Origin of the sequence: Profundibacterium mesophilum KAUST100406-0324 (assembly GCF_009835145.1) — a bacterium.
In the GTDB taxonomy this organism is placed as follows: domain Bacteria; phylum Pseudomonadota; class Alphaproteobacteria; order Rhodobacterales; family Rhodobacteraceae; genus Profundibacterium; species Profundibacterium mesophilum.
Genome location: NZ_APKE01000091.1, coordinates 1 through 488, shown reverse-complemented (window position 1 = coordinate 488; position 488 = coordinate 1). Strand labels below are relative to the sequence as shown.

The 488-nt window shown below is 65.0% G+C and carries 1 protein-coding gene; it reads left to right on the top strand.

Going from position 1 to position 488, the window contains the following annotated elements:
- Nucleotides 1-68: 68 nt before the first annotated feature.
- Nucleotides 69-488 (top strand): hypothetical protein (locus PMES_RS16390; RefSeq protein WP_159966777.1); only part of this gene is annotated, 420 nt, incomplete at its 3' end.

The window sequence follows — 488 nt, the reverse complement described above, 5'->3', positions numbered from 1 at the left end:
CAGCGCAGCTTTACAGTCGAACGGCGTGCACCGCGTCGTGTCGCCGCTGCGGGAAAGGCGGTGCAGCAATGAATGCGCTTCTGCCAAACAACTTGGTCGAGCAGCAGGTTGAACTGGTTCGCGCGGTCATCGAACGGCGTGCGAGCATGCCCCGGCACCTTGCCCAAGGGGTGATGCCGCATCTCGGCGCCGGCGCGCGGGAAATGGTCAGCGAGACTATCGAGTATCTCGATGACGAGACCGACCTCGACGAGGGGCTCGCCAACTACCTCGATCTCGCCATCGTCGAGATTCGTAGCGAGATCGCCGCCGGGACGACAGAGAAGAAGATCCAGATCCCGCCAGAGCGGCTGATCGGCGGCTCCGTGGCCTTCGAACGTCACCGGCAGCTTTCGCCCGCCGCGGAGGCGCTCCAAGAGGCCCTGCCGCCGCTCGTGGAGCTGTGCCAGGCTGTCCGGAGGGCAATCGACTTCGCCGAAGCGATCAAG